We start from the raw sequence: 20,883 nt of genomic DNA, 5'->3' as shown, positions 1-20,883 counted from the left end.
TAAAAAGAAGAGGTTTGTACCTCTTCTTTTCTGTTTAAAGAAATTCTTTTAATTTGCTTTAAAGTTATACACTGGTTTGATAATTTTTTCGATACGAACAGAGTCTTGAATATTTGCAATGATTTCATCCATAGGTTTATAAGCCATAGGACTTTCATCGAGGGTGCTTTGACCAACAGATGTACTCCAAACGTCTTTCATTGTTTCTTCAAAATCAGTTAAAGACAATTGTTCTTTTGCTTTAGAACGACTCATCAATCGACCTGCCCCATGTGGACCAGAGAAATTCCAATCAGGATTTCCCTTTCCATAACAGATTAGACTTCCATCTCTCATGTTGATTGGGATAATAACCTTCTCATCTTTTTGAGCAGAAATAGCACCTTTACGTAAAATCATGTTATCTATGTCAATGTAGTTATGAATAGTCGAGAATTCTTCTACAACTGTTAAATTCATACGTCTAACTACTTCATCCATCATCGCTTTTCTGTTTAACCAAGCAAATTTCTGGGTAATTCTCATATCATGTATGTAATCATTAAATGCAGGTCCTTCTAAGTAAGCTAATTCTTTTCTTACTTTTGGTGTTGCTACTTGTTGTAAAGCGGTTTGAATTTCAGACTCTCGTCCTTCAGCTTTTAGTTGCTTGATAAGTTCAGCCTTGGTATTTGAAACAGAACTTAATATGTCATAGGCTTTATTTTGATAAAGCTCTGCAACCTGTTTCCCTAAATATCTACTACCTGAATGAACCACCATGTATAAGTTGCCTTCATCATCTCGATTGCACTCATAGAAATGATTCCCTCCCCCAAGACTACCGATACTTAACATTGCTCGTTGTAATTTAACATGGTCTGCACAACGTAAATCTTTCAAATTGATTAATTTTGCAAATGGATGTTCTTTTTCACGAATAGAAAACCCAGATGGGACATACTTTCTAATTACGTCATCTAATTGTTCGAAATTGATTTCTTTTTCTTTTAGTTTAACAGTATACATGCCACAGCCAATATCAACCCCTACTAAATTAGGCACGATTTTATCTTGGATTGTCATCGTTGTACCAACTGTACATCCTTTTCCTGCATGTGTATCAGGCATAATGCTGATTTTGCTATTCTTCGTGAATTCTTGGTTACATAAGTCAATGATTTGTCCAGTTGCTTGCTGTTCAATATTATCTGTAAACACTTTTGCATTTGCATATTTCCCACGTAGTTCTATCATTTCAACCACCCCTTCTTGTTAACTATAGTATATAATTTTATATAAAATTAGTCAATTATTTTTTACCTGATGTACAAAATTAGTTACTCCGTTTACTATAAATGCTAAAGATTATGCTACTATCTGCATAGGAGTTCTTGTAATTACAACATCATCACAAGGAACGACTTCCTCAACGTAGCAAATCCTTTTTCTATTTACGTTCTTTAATTTATCACTAAAGATATATACATTTTCAAACTTTGTGCCCTTATCTTTTTTCCCTTTTGCATCAAGATTTGTAACCCAATCATATAATTCAAATAACTCAACATCGTATCCTTTAGAACTATCCCATTCTACCAATACGTGTTCCATCTCACGTACCTTCTCAATACTAACTAAAGACACATGACTTTCGCTGTTCCCAATTCGGTCAATGTTGTATAAATAAGCAAATAAATTAGGGATTGACTCATCTATATAAAATACAAGATGTTTTACATTTACAAATTCACGGATACCGACAGTTGTTAAAGCGTTCACATCGTCAAAAGTTTGTACCTTGTCTGTATCTTTACTTCTCATAGAGTTGTTTGTAAGCATGGTAATCTTTTGTTGTGTTTTATGAAATTTATCTGGATGCTGAATGAAAATTTGAGCATTTTTAATTTTGTAGAATAAATCTTCAGCTTTTTGTTTGCCACTTCTCTCAATAACGGAAGCTAAGATTGCTCCACGAATCGTTGATAACATCGGATGCTCATAACTACGAGCAAGCAAATGACTATCTTTGTATTTTTTTAATGAAAATAATGATTTCACTTTATAAGTAACTTTTAGCATGTTCTATCATCCTTTTTTATCTGCGCTAAACATAAGGCAAGAAGGGATTAAATCCCTTCTTTCACCAATTCGCTTTATAGTACAATTGTTCTTTTTCTAAATCTCGGTGTTCAAATCTAAATTCAGTTTCTCTCCTGTTATCTTATTTGCTTGTTTCTGCAAATTGAGAGTTAATAAAATTCATGTTTCGTTCAATCATAAAGTCAAGGTATTCATCAGCTAATACTGTCTCCATGACTTTGTTGAATTCTGTAATATCTTTGAACTCATGAGAAACCTCAGATAAGTCTTTATGAATGCTGATAAAATCATCATTTAAAGCAGAGTATTTTGTCATTAAATCTACTGCATTTGTTTTCTCCGTTACAATACCTTTTACTTTAATTAAGTGAGGCATGTTACTGGAACATTTTGCACCATGAATATCTAAAATTGTATTACGGAAAGCAATTAGAGCTTTCTTGATACGACTCTTAATTAGCTCTTTATCTTCAGAGATGTATGTTTGACGTTCATCATCAAAACCAATACGAGATAAATTCATTTGTGTTCCTAAAGCATATTCAGAAGAACGCAATGTGCCATGGAATAACATTTGTGTATTTTGGTCTTTATTTGTATTTGCATCGGATGTTGTATCTTCTTTTTGTTTTGGTTTTGCATTCTTTTCTGTAGGGTCAACACGACTATGTAAGACTGTATATGGAGCAGGCCCTTTTGACTGAATGCCCCAAGAGAAGCTAACTGTTTTTTCACGTTTCTCATTTGCACCTTTACCTGCATTCATAAAGCCCATGATGTCATCAATTACACAGTTTTTCACTCGATTTCCACTCGCGGACAAAGTAGTATCAATTTCACGAACTGCCCCATTTCGCATGGGGGACATGATTTTACATGTACTACAAATTTCATCTACATTTGATAAAGCACGTAGATTTGATGCGAATACATGACTTAGCATAGGTCCAGATAGTGCATTTCGGATATCTCCATCTGTTAAAGTAACAACTCTTCCTTTTGTCACGTTACCAATTGTATCTTCGTTATTTAAAGCCTCTGCCACAAGTTCTACTCGTAAAGCAAAGTGCAATTTCCACATATAATCTTCAGTTGTAATTTTCTTTAAATCTCGTTTCATGATTCGTTTCCTCCGTATGTATGCTTATGCAACGTTTTTTGTTAGCTTTTGATTTTCTTCCACATTTTTATATTCAGGGTTCCCATTTTCATCTGTTAGAATATAAGCCTGGTTATTATCTAAAGAAATCTTTTCATTCTTCTGCACTTTCTCTTTGTAAGTGTTTGAAGATAATAGAATGAGGTTTGAAAGTGTTTTTAATTTCACACCATCATTTAAAAGGCTCATTAATTCATTCATATTTTCGTCATTTAACAAGTACGTTTTGTAATTCCTGTTATATAAGAGAGACATTTCTTGTAATACCTCAATAAGGTCTTCCTCATGTACACATGACATAAGAGATACCTGTAATGAATATCCCTTTTTGTCCCGAACTAAACGATTTAAGCCTCGTCCTAATTTTGTAATTACTTCAGCGTTATAAACGTCTTGGAATGCATTCAATTTTAATAACTCCTTTGCAGTGTTCTTACTAATCGTTTCATTTCGTTTTACGTATTGCTGTATCATTTTAAACAGGCTATCTTCATCTGGATTTAAAACATATGAAGCAGTTGCATATTTACAATCCCGATTCACAGTAGAATAGGTAACTTTTTTCAATAGTTCTTCTAATGATTTTTCGTTTAAATTAAGAATGGTAAATACCTGCACCTTATCCATTAATGGTTTGTTATTTGTGGGTACAACCTGCATCACCCATAATCCGTCATAGTTATTTGAAATTTGCTCACCTTTCAAATATTGAATGATTTCCAGATAAATACGTGACAAGGTAACCACCTTTGAATCATCTCGGATTTTTCTAAGCGATTTTATCTCTCCCGTTTCTTTGTCAACGTAAGAAAATAATTCGATTTTTAAAACATCTTCAATTTCTTTTGGTTCTAACAACCAACTAATTTCAACCTCATCACTGAGACGCACATAACTGGATGCATAATGAAATCCTAAAAAAGAAAGGAATTTTTCAAAGGGATAAACCCTTTCTGATTTAGGCGCTTTATAAGAGCGAAGTCCTTTGCTATAAAAACAAGTCCCTACATATAAAGCCCCTTCATCACGTTTGTACGATGAAATAATTGATTCATCCAATGTTTCATAGTATTTGAAGATGTTGTCCAGGTTCTGTTCACATTCAAAAAATTCTTGTATTTTTGCTAATAATTTTTCGATTTCAGATTTATTAATAGTAGAATTCAAATTATTTACTTTTTCAAAAGGCAAATCATCCAAGAAGAATTCAACATAATCCACCTCATCGTAAATCTCGATTAAATAACATGCTTTCTTGTTACTTAATTTACAAGAAACATCATTTTGTCGAAGAATGGCTAATAAGCCGTAGGCAATACAAAGTTCTTGGATAGGATTCTCTACCTTTAGAATCTTTAATTGTTTCATTTAAACAGCCTCCCAAAGTAATCCATGAGCGGTTGCTGTATTTTCACCAAATCCAACTTCATAGAGAGCCTGAATTGCTTCATAGTCACCTTTGACTAACAAAACAGATTTCCATGATGGGATATAGATGTCGTCTTTGTAATGAGTAGAAACAGGTGTTTTTTGAATGATTTCAAAATGAATGTCACCATCAATCCCCAATACTTTTAATTTTCTTTGAGAAATTTCTTTTAAACGTTCCTCAATTTCTTTCTCATCTTCAATGCGTACTTTTGTACCATCAATGGTATAGCTTGTAATGACTTTTCCTTTTAAAATATATTTCTCTTTTTTAGGCAATTCAGGGATTGTAATAATGTTTGTAATAGAAAGCATCATATCTCCAACTCGTTTCATGTTGGATACCTCGATACTATCAATAACCTCTTGAATCAAATGGTTCATTCCTGATAAATAAAAATGAAAAGTATCCTCATTTATGTAGATATTTGAAAATGTAAACAATCGAAACTTTTTAGATTGCTGATTATGAATTTTTTTCGCTCTATCAGGATTCATCGTTCCTAATAACATTGAATACATTTCATGAGTATAAAATACTTTCTCATGATTTGTTTTAGAAAGAATCTTGCCAGAAACTTTAATCCTCATATATAAATACCTCCTTCAGTAGTTAATGTGTATGTCAAGACGAAACTTGTCCTATATATTTTGACTATAGGGGAATTATAATATTTTCATTAACTATAGTCAATGAAAATAAAAGATAAAAGGGAACCTTATAAGGTTCCCTTTTATTTCTTAATCTATTTTTCGTTAACTTGTTTTTAGTTATATATCATTTTACAAAAAAACAGGTATTATATTTTCTCAGTTTCTTTTCCACCGTATTTCTTCATGAAGTCTTTGAAAGGTAATTTGTCTATTACGGTTTTTTCGTCCATTGGTGCAACAACTTCCTGCTCATCAAAGACCCCTTTTTTAGCTACCCTTGAAGAAATATCAACTGCTTTATCAGATAGAACAACTATAACAAAACCCCGTAATCTCTTTTCTGCAAAATAGGCTGAACCGATTACATCAGTGCTTTTTGTAAATGATGACCAATGATTATTAAAGTCAATTGCTTCAATATTATTGTCAGCTCGCCAATTTTTATGTGCTTCTTCAAAGACTTTAGGATAATTTGGTTGGTCATCATAATCAGTTCGTTGTGGTTCGTCATTTCCACCAGCATGAACTCTAAATAGCAATGTTTCAGGCTCAACTATTAAATCTTTTAACTCATCATTGTTATACTGTAACTCTTCAAATACTTTTGTCCATTTTTCGTCAAATCTGGTCGAACTTTCATCATTTTTAACACCTATACTTCGTTCGTGCCAGTCAAAAATTACTTTCTCTATTTCCTCTATTTTCATATGTATTCACTACCTTTTCTCTATATAGTTTTTGGCATTAGGTTTTAGGGGTAAGTTTTCTATATCAGATTTTTAAGGCAGGTTTAGTTAGGCTTTACTTAGTATATCAAAACTAAATAACAGGTTTTTCATTATCGAATATGATGCTTTTGATTGTCCTATAAATCCTCTGTTTTAAACTCTGTATAACCCTCATAGTAATAACTTGCGTCAATTCCTTTAAACAGACTTTCCATGCTCAAGTCGTCCGTCAGAGCGTTCTGTACAAGGTATTTAAGCTCTCCAGTGCTTACACTACTTCTAATCATGGCATTCAAATACTCGTCTTTTTCTATGATATTCCAGTCCGCGATTTTGCCCAGTTCCTGCTTGAGCATGCAATCGACCCATATTCGCATTGAACGACCATTTCCATCTCGGAAAGGGTGTGCCACATTCATATCAGCGTACTTGTCAAGAATTTCGTCAAAAGTCTTGTGTGGCAATTCATCAATGTATTTCAGCGACTGCTCTAAGAAAATACGAGGTGCAAACTGAAAATTACCTTTTGCAATATTCACATCTCTCACCTTGCCCGCAAAGCTATAAATTTCAGAGAAAAGCTGTTTATGTATCTCAGCTAAACCTTTGAATGTACCGACCTCGATTTTATCAATTTTGCCCGTATCAAATAGCTCTTTGGCTTTGATTTTTGACAAGCGTTCTTCCTCACGAGCAAGCTCGGTTGAGTTCGTCAAACCAAGTTTATTTTTCAGTACCATTCTTAACACCTCATTTTTCTCAACATATTACTCTTAATGGTTATTTTAGCATGAAATGAAAAGCCAGTAGATACATTCTACTGACTTTCTAAAACATATTGATATATATACTTTCTTTGGTTAGCTATCATTCTGTTTAATATCCCCAATATTGAATATTGAATCCATTTGGTGTCAGTGGTTTATCGAAAACTATTAATCGAAACTTATCATTTCTAAACATAATAGGTTGATTATTTTCATCAGGTATAAGCATATTTTGTGTGCTCCTTTCAAATCCTTTCAGTACATCTAAACAATCATTTCCTTGAATGACCCCAAAATCCTCACATTGTTCATTTAAAATTCCATGAGTAACAAGTCTGCCATTTCTAATGATAGGTTTCTCTAACTCTTTTACAACCCCAAGGAATAAAGGTTTTCCCTCAATGATACAGAATTCTTTTATATTTTTATTAGCATCCATTAACGCCATTAATTTTTCATATGTTAAAGACATGTCCCTCATCTCCTATACAAACATCACCTTCTCACCTTAATAAGGAGAAAAAGATGATGTTTATTATTTATCACTCTGAAACAAAAGTATTACTCTGCTTTTTCTAACACCATAAAGAATGTACTATCAGGAAGTGCTACAGCATTACCAGACATATCTTCGAAATCAATTTTTTCTCTCAAGTTAATTGTGTACCCTTCTTGTAGATAATTCACAGCTTTAACAATCTTTACTTTGTCTCCGAAAATATTAGTTACGAATTCTTTATATTCATTTGGTGTGAAGATACCAAATTGTTCTTGCACTTCATGAGCAAATGAATCTTCCCCCCATGTATATGTATATAAAAATTCCATAGCATCATTAATAGGCATCTTCACTGCATTGTCTGAAAGCACTTCATATTGAATCTCACGACCTTTAAATTCACGAGCATATTCTTCTAAAAACTTCAGACCATTTTCATCTTTAAAACGAACCACACGCATTAAATCTTTATCTTCGGTCATAATCCCATCACGAATGATAATTCGACCACCTGGTTTTAATGCTTCATATGCACTCTGTAATCCCTTTTTAATCACTTCCTTATTGAACTTCTTCCCCTCATATTCAATATAAGAAAATAGCTCATGAAAAATAGAAGAATATACGATTGTATCTACCGATTCTTTTTTGAAAGTATCAGCGAAGTTAAGAGCATCGCCTTTTATAACATCCCATGAACGAGACTCATTTTGTTTTTTCTGCTTCAATGAATTAATAACATTCTGTGAAATATCAATTCCATAAATATCTTTTCCCTCTGTTTCTTCTTCTATCATGTCTAACATGACTCCACCGCCTGGTCCTACATCGACAATGGTATCGCCTTTTATGTAATCCAGAATAATTCTTTTGTCATCAGCAGAGCTGTTCATATGTTCCAAATAAAGCTCTTCATTATGGAATCTATCATATGCATCCTTACGTAATCCGAAGAAATCAAATAAAAGTATATTTGCACGATTATGCATCATATCAACTTTTTCTGCTTCTACACAGAAAGTAATTAATGCTTCACCAACCGCAGAAAATTTAAAGGAAACATTTGCAGTCTGCATAGATTCATCCAACTCAACATGAAAAGAGACATGAGTATTGTCAGGATTTTTATTTTTGCGATATTCATGTAGGTATTTTTCGATAACACGTTTGCGATATACGTTATTATGTTTCTTTCCTTTAAAATCATAATGTAGTTGTTGCATTAGTGTTTCAAAGTGAATGTGATGAATCTTACTATCAGATACAGTATCTTTTATCATCAAGAAAATCGTCCAAATATCTTCGAAGCTTAAATCATGCATAGCAGGTTCAACGTACCATAAATCTTTACCTGTTAAGAAATTCTGAACGAGAAGTTCTTCATCTCCCATGATTCGTTCTTTTTCTGCTACCGTTTCTCTATGTTTATGTGTTAAACGATGCATTCGAGAAGAGAATGGTTCTACATTCCCATTAAATAACCCGTCAATTACAGCTTTTACATCTTCTTTCACCTCATTCCACAAAGATGGTGAAACACCCTCGATAATACACAGGTTTAAGTAATACAGAATATTTTTAAGTTCTTCTTCCGTGTATCTTTCATAGAAACGATTAATCATGCTTACATGTGAATCAAGACGTGCTTCGCCTCGAATATATTGACCGATTAATCCATGGGTTAAAATTAAATCACCAATTAAAAAACGTTCTCTTCTTTCATCTATATTTTCTACATGTAAGGCCGTCAAATTTTCTTCCCAATAAATACTTTTAGAGCCTTCATTATGAATCATGAGGTTAAAGCCATTTTCTAACCATTTTCTCCGTTGTCTCAATGAACCACCTTTTCCTACCTCGCTATAAACCAATACTGTTTCAAGGATTCGATATGTTTCTTCATCAACAGAAAGTTTTTCTAATGATTCTAAAGTGCGTATCACATAACTTAATAGACTATTTGTAGAAAGCTCACTAAGAGATTCTACATTTTCATAGTTTTGATGAATTTCTTCAGTCTCTACTAAATACTTTAGCCAATTAGGGATTTTACGAGTTTTACCCGAAAGGTATGCATTAATAATTTCAATGTTTTTCATGTGTATTATCTCCTTTATAACAACAAGTTTTATTTTAAATTTAAGAATTATAGCCTTGAATATTTATGCCCTTTGAATAACAGATAGTTTATTTTCAATTAGAATAAATGTGTCTTTCTATGTTTTACATTCTTTATACTTTGTATATCTGATTGCATTAATGTCCCTAAGAGATATACAAATAAAGGCCAGTCATCATCTCCAGGTGTTAAAAGGTTTGCATCTACAATCTCACCTGAGTCTGCTTTCGTAATTACTTTTTCAGTCCATCCGAGCTCACGTAGTAAACAAGGAGTCTCCTTTATAAGTTGATAAGAGTTAACCCTTTGAATACTGCCACTTGGCATAAATCGTCCATGATGTTGCAAGATAAGATTAAATTCTAATTTGTTAACAACAGGTTTTACAGACAATGCAGAAACTATATTATGTTTCACTCCACGAATCAGACCTACTTTTCTCGGTTGAAATGGCATGTGAGCCAATGGAATGTCTTCATAACCAATGTACTTTTGCCAAGCAGTTGTTAACTTTCCTAAATCATGTATACCTGCAATGAGTGAATATCGTTCTATTTCATTTTCTTTCTGAATGACACCATCCCTAATCAAGGTTATCTTCATAACTTCCTTTATTTCTTTCGAATGTTCAATCCATGATTCTTCTATATAATCTTCATATTTTTGCTTTTCTACTTTCTCCTGATTCTCTGAAAAAGATAGACAATTCAATCCATCTTCTAAGCGAAATCCACAAGCATCATAGAAACTATTGAATCCTCGTATGACTAAAGAATCACCAATACGGACAGAATGAGGGTGAACCTCTTCTATATTGCCAGATGTTCCATTCGATAATCTATATAAGACATTTGATTTTGCAAGTTTTTGTAAGGATGAAAGAGAGATAGATATAGATTCTTTTAGAAAGCTATCTTGATTTACTTCATTATCGACAATCAAATTCACATTTTGAATTGCACGTATTAAATCATTACGACTGCCATTTTTCATAGCTCTTTTATGCTTTTTTAAAGACCTCTCAGTAATGAATTGCTCATAATATGAATTCATAATTTCATTCACCCACTGTTTTTGCAGTTGCCACGAAAAACAAATACCTGGATTAGCAAGAAGCTTTTCTTTTGTAGCGAGCACAACCTCTTCATCGTATATCCCTTGATAATGACCGCTAAAAACAGTTAGACACCCATTACCACCCCAACGGGCTACACGCCCTTCACGTTGGATAAGACTATCAATCGAACAAAGGGAGGAATATACGTTAGGTGCTGAAATGTCCATCCCTGCTTCAATGATTTGTGTCGATATTAAGATTTTGTCATTAGAAAGAGAACCTTTTCCAAAATACTTAAATACATCTGCTTCAACTTGTTCTCTATCTTTTTGTTGCAACTTGTTATTTAACAAAATAACTCTACTCTTGTCTTGTATCTGTGTATACAGTTCAATTTGCTCTTTTTGCGTGTTGCAAATAATAATTTGTTTCTCCTTAAGAGATTCAATAGAAGTATAATTAAGAGATTCTTCATAAGAAACCGTAACCTGTCTGTTTTCTATAACAGGGTTTTTAACTTCAATTATTTCAGCGTTGTATCTATGGCTCATAAATTCCATTAAGTATGTCGGCATTGTTGCAGTCATTATCATAAATTGATTTCCATTTTCATGGATAGAATCCAACATGCCAAACAATGTTTTAAGAGTTTTATTGGTTTCAAGTAATTGAATTTCATCAAATATAAAATTACTTTGCAGTACATTTTTCCCTCGGATAAAAGCTTGTCTTCCAATCCCTAAATAACCAGATAGTACTTGGTCTATGGTCGTTACAGAATAATAACTATCAAGAAATGGGTCGTTACTTATGGAAGAATGCTGAATACTCCATTCCTTCCCTGATTCTAATGAAGACTCATATGTATTTAGTCGCCGTTGAATTGAAGTAGCTAATGTTTTCATGGGCAATACATAGGTTGTTTTTCTATCCCATCGTTTCGTCAATAAGTAGGATGCTTCAGTTTTTCCTGAACCACAAGGACTTAATAGAATTATATTTTTCTTTTTATTCATGACACGCACAAGCTTAGATTGAGGTTCTGTTAATTTAATTTTGTTTAAATCATGTATGTTAAAAATGCTTCTAAATGTGTGCATAAAGCCCATTGTTACACCTCAAATATATCACTTGATAAATTAAATATAGCACCTTTAATAAACTATAGTCAATATTATTATTGATGATAAGTAAAAAATATTTCACTTAATTAGACAATGACTAATAAATTTCACTAATATTTGCTCCTAATAGACTGTAAACACCAATAATAGATAAGCAAGAGTATGTCGAAATAATAAAATGTTTGTCTGTTTTGTTTTAGAAAAAATCATGATGTTTTTATGTTGTAAAGATAGTTATTGATTTTATAACATAACTATAAAAAACCAATATTAATTATTTTGTGAAATGAAATGTTGATAATATAAAATTAATTGTTTTATAAAATTATAAATTGTTATTTTATATAAAAAATAAAAAAGTGGATATCTCAAAATCCACTTTGTTTTTTCTTTAATGTATACCATTTAGTTAATGAGAGACTTTCTTCAATAGTGCCATCCTCTTTTTGATAGGGAACAGAATCCGCAAATTCCTCCCAAATATTCAAGCATGTTCTTGCTAATTCATATACAATGGAATGAATTTCTTTTCTATCGCTTGTACAAGCTGAAAAACGGATATTTGAAACTTGGATTCCATGCCAGTCTTCTCGTCTAAATATAATTGTATAATTAGCATCAATCATCTTATCTTCAGAAATCCATCCTCGTTCTTTCATGAGTTCACGTATTTCCATAATACCCATCGAGGGATTTAAATTCTTTTTCTTTGCTTCCATAAATTGAGTGAATTTTGCTCGAACTGATGTGCGTTGAGGAGATTCTTTGCTCATATGAGTTATCAGAGTCTCGTAGTCTTCTTGTGTTGTAATATATGTAGGGTGGATAGGTCTTCTCCTTCTCCATTTTATATCCCTATTTTTTCTTTTCATGCAAATAGCCCCTTTATAAAATTTTGATTATCTTCTTAAATCAATAATTTCACCTCTGCCAACATAAAAAGAGAAAACATTTGTATTCCGTGCAAAACATCGGTCTAATACTCGTTGAATCTCTTCAATATCTTCTTGATTAAAACATTCGTATGCCTCTTGATACCATCCTGACATATACCACTCTGAGTTTTTTGGAATATCCGAATTTATATTCGATAAAGTGGAGTTAATTAAAGATTCAGCATAAAAATGGAAGTTTTCTTTTTCTGGATGATACCATTTCACTTCAAATAGTTCATCTTTATCATACTGGTCATCCCCTTGCAAAATGTCCTTAATTTCTTTAACTGTTTTCATTTCACCTCTTTGATTAATTAACAATACCTCATCTCGTAAAATAGAAAATTTCATTACATATCATCTCCTTCTATTTTCTCTATCAACAATTGCCCCTCGAACATTAAATGATAAACACCATACTTTCCATCGACTGTTGCTACCACATGGTCTTCTTTACGGATAGGTTCTAAATAAAAAGGATAAATTTTACCTTTTTCAAGACCTTCCTCTTTTTTGGTTACAAAGTTCATCCAATGTGTAACCTGAGAGTATAACATTTCAACATGTTCGACTGTGTTTTCTTGTTCAAAATCAGCGACTTCTACAGCATTATATCGAATATTATCTATTAGTATTTCTTTCATAAAATCCCCTCATTTCTCACAAATAAAAGGAGGAAGAATCCTCCTAATAATTAAAATGGTTGGTCGCTTGAAGTATGATTACTTGTAAAATCATGCTTTGCATATTTCTTAATGATATCTGTAGGTAATAATGTCTTCATTTGTTGAAGCTTTTCTTGAATTTGTGCATCTATTTCTTCGATTTTTGTTTTTGCTTCAGACGGTTTAACACCAAGATTCTCTAAATCATCAGCAACTTTTTTGTACTGGTCTCGTAATGTTTTCACTACAGTAGATGCTTGAATACGAATGGTTTCCCCTTGCTTAATTTGTTTTTCAAACTCTTCAACTTGTGATGCGATATTTGTAGCACTTGCCATAAATAAACACTCCTTCTTGTTTTATTATGTATTTTTTATATACTTACAGTTTTTTTAGGAAACTAATTTCTCCATGCTATATTCATCAGTGATTCGATTAATAACAGCATTATCTATTTTGCCGTGACAAACAGGGCACTTTCCAATTTCGGTTAATAAAACTTTGTAATCATTAACCAACTTTTCATTTTTAGAAATGACGTGTTCGATTTTCTGTTTCTGTTGTTTCTCTTCTTCATTAATAGAAGACAGTCTATTTGTTAGAGATTGAACTGTTTCTTTTTTCGCCATTAATTCTTTTAATTGCGATAACGTGCTCTCGGCTTCTACTAAACTATTTGTCTTTTCTATAACTTCACTACTAACATCAATTTCTTTCACTAAACGATTCTTTGTTTCAGTGAGTTTTGTTGATTGGGTCAATAATTCTTCTTGAACTAATTTAGATTTTGCTAATTCTTTAATTTCATCTAACAATATTTGAGCATTTGGTAAACTTAATAATTGCTCTTCTACATGTTTAGACTCTTTGCCATCGGCAATAATAGTAGTAAGAGAACGATATAGTTTTTGGATTTCATTTCGTTTCTGTACCATCTCTTTGACTTGATATATTTCAGAATAAAGATTCTCAACCTGTCCCAAATCTTTAATCACATTATTAAGTTCACTAATTTTGTTATCAATTAATTCTTGTTCTTTTAGTAGAGTAGCAATCTTTTCTTTCTTGGCCATCAATAGATTTACTTCTTCACTCAATTTTTCTAATTCAGTAATCTGCATATATGTTTGAGGGAGGTGGTCAAAAGAATCAATACCTTCCTGAATTATTTTTCGCTCTTTATCAGCCGTTTCAATTTGTTTATTGTATTTTTTTAAGTCACCTTCAAGGTCTCTAATTACAGCATCAGCATAATGAGTACCGTAGATGGAACCGACAATTTTAGCTCTCTCAGAAGAAGTATAACCATCTCCAACGAAAAACCAAGAAGTACCTTGTTTCATAAAATTAATTGGAACATCATTATCTGTATCAATATTTAATTTATTGAATCCGAGAATTTCTTGTACAAGTGACAATCCTTTTGTATTTGTGCTTTCCACAGAACCATCTTTTGGGTTATAAATCTCATATCCATTCTTTCCGCTTTTAGATTTTTCTACAATACGAGAAATAACATAACCAGTGGATAAATGAATTGTTACTCTTGCAAAATTAGCACCCTTTTTGATAAATCTACGAGGGTTTCTACCGAAGTTCTCAAAGATAAATGCAAAAGCTCGTATCACTGCACTCTTACCTTGACCGCTTTCTCCAGTAAATAGATTGAGACCTTTTGAGAAATCAAGCGTAGTATTTTCGTGTGATTGGAAGTTTTCCAATACCATTTTTGTAATGTAATAGGAATCCGCTACAACATTTTTTTTCATTAAAGATTTCATTTTCGAGGTGATTCGCTCAATCACTTCATCTTTTAAAACGTTACTTACATTTTCGTTTTCAGAAATAACCTCAATGACTTCAGTAATGTTTGTTGCCTTTCCAATATTCGCTTTATTTACAATGGATTTAATTTCTTCCATCTTTCCTTGTTTTTCTTTTTTTTGTAGAATCTTTGTTCTATCTAATACTTCTTCCGCTTTTTTGGCACTCTTCAAGTAAATTGTTTTCACCTTAAGTCCACTTACTTCATCAATTTCAATGAGGAGAACTTTTGGTTTTCGTTTCATTTCTTTTAAATCACTTTTCATCCGAGGGATAGCTCCTGGATTTACAAAATACTTGCCATCTACTTCTATTAAACCGAATCCGATATGGTCATGACCAGTAACTGTTAAATCAGCTTTTGTAAGATGAGCTATTTCATCTACTAATGTATGTCGGAATAGATTCCCCATATCCTTATTTGTTAAATAACCGTGGACAATATGGATGTGATAATCACCCGCTTTTTCCTCAATGATGTAATCTGAAAGATGCTCTTTCTTATCCATTCCATGGTGGTAGTGAGTAGCTGTAATGGCAACAGTCTTTCCGTTCTCCATTTCAAAAATAATAGGATTTTCTTTTGAAGCCAATTGCATAAATCCGATTTGTTCTAAAAAACGAAGACTTGTTTTCTTATAACTATTTAACGATTCGCCTATTAATTCGTGATTTCCAATCGCACCAATCATTGGAATGGGTTTGGCATCTATTAATTTTTTTTGGAATTCATCATTAGATAACTTCCCTAAAGAAAATTGTTTAACCAAATCAAAGGTATCTACCATACTCCATTTTGATACTATATCTAATAGAAAATCATTTTGATAGGTATGTGAATTTAAAAAGTCACCAGGTTGCAAAAAAGCGGTCACTTTGTATTTGTTTCCTAATCCTTTAATTTCTTCTCTTTTCTCTGAAATACTTTGCTGATAACTATCTATTCGATTACTTGGAGTAGAAGGTCTCTCATGCATATCACCGAAGTAAAGGAACCTCAAAACATTTTTCAAATCAAACCCTCCTAATTATCCGTTCTTGTAAATTTTATTTTACTTAATGTAGTTAAAATATAACACTTTTATTAACTATAGTCAATAAAACATTTAGAGCTATAAAATTGATTGTAAAGAATAGGTCGATAGGTTTGTTGGGCAAATTTGAAATACTGTTTCTGACTGAAAGTATAAACAAACAAATAAGGTACATATAAAACCTATAAGGAATACAATTAGATACATCAAACATTTAGGCATAAAACCATCTCCTTTTAATATTTTCTCATCCTATTCAATTCAGAAATTCTGTATTCACAGATAGGGTCTTATAAATAAAAGAGTATAAAATACGCTAATATTTGGCAATTCCTCGCAATAGCCTCGCTAATAACTGACAGGGTTTGATAAAAATAATATAAAATAATGACTATAAACTGACACACTTTTTTTTACGAAAAGGATAGGATGAATAAAAAGAAATAAAGGAGGGCATATATGTGGATATATTCAAAACTATATCTTTTGGAGCGAGAAAGATTGATGCTGATAGGATTGAAAAATTACAAGAAAGGCATAAAAGAAAGTATGGAGGAGCTACTATTAATCAAAGTGATTTATTAAGGAGTTTAATAGAGATAGAATACAACAGTGGAGATAGAGAGATATTCTGTGCGAATAAAGAGGATTTAAAGCACATTACATTTTTACAAGAGCGATATGAAAAGGTATATGGAGAAGAAATTAGTCAAGCAGAACTAATAAGAGAGCTACTAAGACGAGAACATATATTAGTAGAAAAAGAAGATGGTCATGAGCGAGACATGAAGTTTATGCAACGGATTAGAAAGTAATAGCGGATATCTCCTACTCGAACACACCTCAAACACCCGAGAACTTATGAAAGCAGTCGAATCTTACTAAGATACAACATACAGAATAAAGAAATTTTATTCTAAAAACTATTATTCGAACTAAGAGGGTTTTGGGAAGGAGATGTTATATATGAATTTAACAATGACTGGAAAGCATGTATCTTTAACTGAGGGAATGAAATTTACAATGAATAAAAAACTGGATTTTTTAAATAAGTTTCTTAAGGAGGATACAATTGTAAGTGTTACTGTACAAGTGGGAAAAGGATTAACAATTTCAGTATCTGTTCCGTTTAATGGTGAGTTGATTTATGCAAAGAGTAAAGATGAAGATTTCTATGTAGCATTAGACAGTGTAGTTGATAAAGTAAAGAGACAAATTACAACTGCAAAAGATTTAGAAAAATCAATGAGACGATTACATAAAAAACATATCTTAATACCTATTGCAAATGAAACAGAAATGAAAGAGGTTAAACTTACAGATAACATTGTAAAACGCAAGCAATTCGAATTAAAACCTATGCATGAAGAAGAAGCGATTCTACAAATGGAGGTTTTAGGTCATAAGCAATTCTTATTTGTAAATGCAGAACTAAACGACACAATCTGTCTTTTATATACAAGAAAAGACGGGAAGTATGGAATGATTGAAAGTTGTGCGTGATATAAAATAATACAATCAAAATACAAATAATTATAAAATGATATCTATAATAAAACAAAAAGATACACAATAAAATGTGTATCTTTTTTTATTTGTTTACAATATTATTTTTTATTATGTTATGTAAATGCATTTTGTATCATTTAAATAAAAAAAGATGAGTTAAATTAACTCATCCTCTACATCATTAATATTCGATTGAAAAGAATTTCCACCTCTTTGGTATTCATTCTCTGAAATAACCGTAGTGCTTTTAACTTTTGCACCGACATCTTCTGCATCAACGAATGTATCATCTTCAATTTCAGAAAGAGGGTCGAGAACAACATCATTTGAAGAATAGTTATTCTTAGGTTTTTCAAGTTGAATATTTGTAACGACAGCTTCTTCATTTAATTTTTCTTTTACTAATTCCACTTTTTTCTCTTCTGTAGGTTTTTGAGAGCCACCAAATTCTTTGTGATATTTCTTATCTTGTTCTTCGTTATATTCGGCTACCATTCTATCAAGTAAATCATTTAATTCTTTAGGAATATACTCGATTTTACTAACACCTGGAGCTTGTATACTATTGTTTTTAATTAAACAATATGTAATTTGCCCGAATTCACGATAAATAATATCGGTTGGAGAATATCTGGCTTTTGTTTCTTCAGCCTCTCTAAAACTTTCATTTACTGGTCTTCGTCCTAAACCACCTAATATACTGAACTTTTCTTGAGAGTATCCTTTCTGCATTGTTTTCTCAATAATTTCTCCGAATTGTTTTGAATAGTAATCAGCATCTTGAGCATTACCACCAGGGTAAATAATTGTATTACGAGCATTGGTAGAAACAAGTTCAATAAAGTCTTTTCCATCTTTACCACTACCCATACCGATTAAGGCACGGTTTTGTGTTGCTAAATGCGATGCTACACGATAAGAACGACCTTGTGTTAACATATCAGCAAATCCAGGATTTGAATACGTTTGGAATTCATCTATATAAAGCATGTTTCCTCGTCTTGTATTCTCATTCCCTGGTCTTCTAAATACAGCCGACTGTAATTGTAGGATAATAAAGTAACCTAAGTATTTACCTAAATCACGTAGTTTACCTTGAGCGGTAGCGATTGTAATAATGGTACCTTCTGCAAGTGATTTATCAAAGTCTACATCTGAACCACGACCTTTAGGAGGATTCAGAACTCGTCTTAAATATTTATTAGAAACAAGTTTTGCTACCTGAGAACGAACACCAGAACAATGTTCGTATGTTTTTGTTGCCCCTTTATCTCCTGTTGCACCAGTGAAATAATCGTTTAAGAACCATAATGCGATATCGTTATTTTCTTTTGCCATTGAATCGCTTTCGGAAGGCAATTTAGAAAAATCCTGCACCATTTTCTTACCGCCACCACCTGTATTATGTAACAGGGTTGATAAATCAATTAACGTAGCATCATCTCCATATAAACGTTTTAACACTTTCAAAGCATTACGAATTAAGTTTTCGTTCATATCTAAGAAGAATTGAGGAGAATCAGGGTTTAACATTTTAAATGTTGTGGCCATATTCTCAATTACATCTGATTCATCTCCGAATAAAGGATTGAAATACGGGCAATCAGGTAAAATTGGATTAAAGTATTGAACCTCTCGATTATAATAACGAGCCATTGCAAAGATTTTTTCAGCTAAATCCCCTTTAGGCTCAATTACAGTAACACCTAATTCAGGATTTTGCATATCCCTATGAATCATTGGAATAATTGTTTGAGATGTTTTACCAGAACCTGTTGGTCCCAAAACTAACATGTGAAGATATCTATCTTTTAAAGGTAGAATTACAGGATTTTGTGTATCTATGTTTTGACCCAGTACCGCATCTCCTTGCTTAATTTCTTCTTTTTCTTCACCTGCTAACGCATTCCATATAGATGTCTCTGTGAATGCAATCATTTTATTTTGGAATTCTTCATTTCTAAAAATAGCAATAGAACTGATAATAATTGCAAAATCAACAAGATAAATAACCTTTGTCATACTACTGTATAATTTGGGGTCTTCTATATTGTTTAATCCAGATACAATAAAGTGGTCAAATATAGACAATGCACCAATCACTAAAGAGATTTTCATAATTTTGAGTGCAAATGATTTTTTCTTTTCATCTGCAAAGTCTTTTAAAAACGAAAAACCTAAAATAATTAACAATGCAATTCCCAGATGAATAAAAAAGAAGCTTTTCTTAAATAAAAGAATGGTAATGAACATGCTACATTGAAAAGCAAATAAGCCTATCATAATTCCGTTGATATTTTCACCTAATTGCTTTAATGTAGGGTTGTTTTTTAGTTCTGCTATCTTGTTGCTCATTATTTATCACCATCCGTTTTCAAGGATTGGTGCTTATCAAAATCCTTATCCATTTCTTTAAAGAATTGAATTGTTTTATAGTGGTACGTTTTATCTTTAGGAGCATACATACCGTAATATTCTAAAGTTGCGTTATTGTATTCGATAACATATGCAATTAAGTTATTTTTCTTTTCTACCTGAAATTCTATTTTGTGAACTCGTTCCGCACCAACCATTGTATTTTGAATAGTTTTTAACATAGGGTCATCACTTTCGCCACGTAAAACCTCATGATTTAAGATTTTTACCTCTCCATTTACAATAGGCGATAAGCTTTCGAAATCATGGATAATAGCACGTCTTTCTTTTTCGGGTAGCATAATAGTACCAATAACCATCATTTCAGGATGACGCATGTCTTTTGCAATTTTCCCTTTTTGGAAATCTGGTGCTGTCAGTGTAGACATCATGATAGATGCATCGTAGTAAATGGACGCAATTTTTGTATTCGTACCTGTTGTGAATTGATGATTTTTCAATTCATCTTTTACTTTGTTAAGTATTTTGTCATAACTTGCGGAAGAGGCTAATTGAATCAACTCTTTTTCAAATGCTTTTGCTTTGTCTTCAGGATATTCTTCTTTTCCTTGACCTTGACCAATCTTCATCAAGTTACTTTCATAATTGGCACCATCGCCACCCATCATGTCTTTTTTCTCATCAATTGTCATTTTTGAGATTTCTTCTTTTTTGAGTGGTGTATATTTCTCTAAATGCTTATCAATCTTTGCTTCCACTTTTTGTTTTATAACTTTTTCTTTTACTGCCTTATCCTCAGTAGCGAATGGATTTGCTACTGCAAACCAGATACTTGTCCCGATGCCAACAACAACAGTTGCCCCAAGTAGACCAAGTAAAACTTTTTCTTTTTTCATAAAAATCCCCTCCTAAAAAAACATGTG

19 protein-coding genes are annotated in these 20,883 nt (G+C 32.2%); 2 read left to right on the top strand and 17 right to left on the bottom strand.

Going from position 1 to position 20,883, the window contains the following annotated elements:
* Positions 1 to 48: 48 nt before the first annotated feature.
* The 15 genes from MHB52_RS33730 to MHB52_RS33660 form a co-directional block, all read right to left on the bottom strand.
* On the bottom strand, positions 49 to 1,236 hold the full coding sequence (locus tag MHB52_RS33730) for an RtcB family protein (RefSeq protein ID WP_061662755.1): 1,188 nt from the start codon (positions 1,234 to 1,236) through the stop codon (positions 49 to 51).
* Between the two features lie 111 nt (positions 1,237 to 1,347).
* The gene (locus tag MHB52_RS33725) at positions 1,348 to 2,061 is read right to left on the bottom strand and encodes a hypothetical protein (protein WP_061662756.1); all 714 of its coding nucleotides are present in this window, start codon (positions 2,059 to 2,061) and stop codon (positions 1,348 to 1,350) included.
* Between the two features lie 142 nt (positions 2,062 to 2,203).
* Entirely contained in the window at positions 2,204 to 3,202 is a 999-nt protein-coding gene (locus MHB52_RS33720) for a DevR family CRISPR-associated autoregulator (RefSeq protein WP_061662757.1), read from the bottom strand.
* A 24-nt stretch (positions 3,203 to 3,226) separates the two neighbouring features.
* Complete coding sequence (locus MHB52_RS33715; protein WP_061662758.1) at positions 3,227 to 4,609, bottom strand: hypothetical protein; 1,383 nt, start codon at positions 4,607 to 4,609, stop codon at positions 3,227 to 3,229.
* Positions 4,610 to 5,260 carry a CRISPR-associated endoribonuclease Cas6 gene (locus MHB52_RS33710; protein ID WP_080451506.1) on the bottom strand — a complete coding sequence of 217 codons (651 nt, stop codon included), beginning with the start codon at positions 5,258 to 5,260 and terminating at the stop codon, positions 4,610 to 4,612. It abuts the gene before it with no gap.
* 209 nt (positions 5,261 to 5,469) lie between these two features.
* Complete coding sequence (locus tag MHB52_RS33705; RefSeq protein ID WP_061662759.1) at positions 5,470 to 6,030, bottom strand: hypothetical protein; 561 nt, start codon at positions 6,028 to 6,030, stop codon at positions 5,470 to 5,472.
* A gap of 158 nt (positions 6,031 to 6,188) precedes the next feature.
* A complete protein-coding gene (gene fic / locus MHB52_RS33700; protein ID WP_061662760.1) occupies positions 6,189 to 6,791 on the bottom strand; it encodes a protein adenylyltransferase Fic in 603 nt (200 codons plus the stop codon).
* 136 nt (positions 6,792 to 6,927) lie between these two features.
* Positions 6,928 to 7,290 carry a hypothetical protein gene (locus tag MHB52_RS33695; protein ID WP_000060400.1) on the bottom strand — a complete coding sequence of 121 codons (363 nt, stop codon included), beginning with the start codon at positions 7,288 to 7,290 and terminating at the stop codon, positions 6,928 to 6,930.
* Between the two features lie 89 nt (positions 7,291 to 7,379).
* Positions 7,380 to 9,416 carry a class I SAM-dependent methyltransferase gene (locus MHB52_RS33690; protein ID WP_061662761.1) on the bottom strand — a complete coding sequence of 679 codons (2,037 nt, stop codon included), beginning with the start codon at positions 9,414 to 9,416 and terminating at the stop codon, positions 7,380 to 7,382.
* A 98-nt stretch (positions 9,417 to 9,514) separates the two neighbouring features.
* Complete coding sequence (gene cas3, locus MHB52_RS33685; protein WP_061662762.1) at positions 9,515 to 11,602, bottom strand: CRISPR-associated helicase Cas3'; 2,088 nt, start codon at positions 11,600 to 11,602, stop codon at positions 9,515 to 9,517.
* Positions 11,603 to 11,985: 383 nt separating this feature from the next.
* Complete coding sequence (locus MHB52_RS33680) at positions 11,986 to 12,489, bottom strand: hypothetical protein (RefSeq protein WP_061662763.1); 504 nt, start codon at positions 12,487 to 12,489, stop codon at positions 11,986 to 11,988.
* Between the two features lie 27 nt (positions 12,490 to 12,516).
* A complete protein-coding gene (locus MHB52_RS33675; RefSeq protein WP_061662764.1) occupies positions 12,517 to 12,903 on the bottom strand; it encodes a hypothetical protein in 387 nt (128 codons plus the stop codon).
* Positions 12,903 to 13,196: a hypothetical protein gene (locus MHB52_RS33670; protein ID WP_061662765.1), complete on the bottom strand. Its 294-nt coding sequence runs from the start codon at positions 13,194 to 13,196 to the stop codon at positions 12,903 to 12,905. Before MHB52_RS33670 ends, MHB52_RS33675 begins: the two co-directional genes overlap by 1 nt.
* A 50-nt stretch (positions 13,197 to 13,246) precedes the next feature.
* Positions 13,247 to 13,555 carry a hypothetical protein gene (locus tag MHB52_RS33665; protein ID WP_061662766.1) on the bottom strand — a complete coding sequence of 103 codons (309 nt, stop codon included), beginning with the start codon at positions 13,553 to 13,555 and terminating at the stop codon, positions 13,247 to 13,249.
* A 54-nt stretch (positions 13,556 to 13,609) separates the two neighbouring features.
* A complete protein-coding gene (locus MHB52_RS33660; protein ID WP_080451507.1) occupies positions 13,610 to 16,054 on the bottom strand; it encodes a metallophosphoesterase in 2,445 nt (814 codons plus the stop codon).
* 482 nt (positions 16,055 to 16,536) lie between these two features.
* Between MHB52_RS33660 and MHB52_RS33655 the strand changes: the two genes are divergently transcribed.
* Positions 16,537 to 16,890, top strand: a complete 354-nt coding sequence (locus MHB52_RS33655) for a hypothetical protein (RefSeq protein ID WP_061662767.1) — start codon at positions 16,537 to 16,539, stop codon at positions 16,888 to 16,890.
* A gap of 151 nt (positions 16,891 to 17,041) precedes the next feature.
* Positions 17,042 to 17,578, top strand: coding sequence for a ribosome hibernation-promoting factor, HPF/YfiA family (gene hpf, locus MHB52_RS33650; RefSeq protein WP_253703224.1), 537 nt, complete (start codon positions 17,042 to 17,044; stop codon positions 17,576 to 17,578).
* 162 nt (positions 17,579 to 17,740) lie between these two features.
* Here hpf and MHB52_RS33645 read toward each other — a convergent pair whose 3' ends face one another.
* A complete protein-coding gene (locus MHB52_RS33645; protein ID WP_061662769.1) occupies positions 17,741 to 19,939 on the bottom strand; it encodes a type IV secretory system conjugative DNA transfer family protein in 2,199 nt (732 codons plus the stop codon).
* The gene (locus tag MHB52_RS33640; protein ID WP_061662770.1) at positions 19,939 to 20,856 is read right to left on the bottom strand and encodes a hypothetical protein; all 918 of its coding nucleotides are present in this window, start codon (positions 20,854 to 20,856) and stop codon (positions 19,939 to 19,941) included. The genes MHB52_RS33645 and MHB52_RS33640 overlap by 1 nt, the downstream gene beginning before the upstream one ends.
* Positions 20,857 to 20,883: the final 27 nt, after the last annotated feature.

Source organism: Bacillus sp. FSL K6-0073 (assembly GCF_038006085.1).
GTDB lineage: Bacteria > Bacillota > Bacilli > Bacillales > Bacillaceae_G > Bacillus_A > Bacillus_A cereus.
Note: the sequence above shows the minus strand (reverse complement) of the source record. Positions and strands in the feature narration are given on the sequence as shown.